General features: G+C 53.0%; 1 protein-coding gene. It reads left to right on the top strand.

Annotated elements, in window-relative coordinates; all coding sequences use genetic code 11:
* Nucleotides 1-217 (top strand): antirestriction protein ArdA (locus HJY11_RS14340; protein WP_208076543.1); only part of this gene is annotated, 217 nt, incomplete at both ends.

Here is a 217-nt window from a genome sequence, read left to right as displayed (position 1 = left end):
CCATAAACGAGCAGTTTTCAATTCTTATCGACAGCCGCAGCCGCTTTGAAACAGGCAAACCGGGCGGCGTGTGGCTTCCCATGCCGACCACAACAGAGCAGCTTCATGCGGCTATGGAAAGCGTCGGCATTACCGCAGACAATCCGCAGGATTTTTTCATCAACGGGTATTCTTCTACGGAGGACTGCCCCTTTGACTTGCCGCTTTCCGTTATCCA

Source organism: Bittarella massiliensis (ex Durand et al. 2017), assembly GCF_017566145.1.
GTDB classification, from domain to species: Bacteria; Bacillota; Clostridia; order Oscillospirales; family Ruminococcaceae; genus Bittarella; species Bittarella massiliensis_A.
The sequence above is the reverse complement of the archived record's forward strand: the minus strand, read 5'-3'. Positions and strand labels throughout refer to the sequence as shown.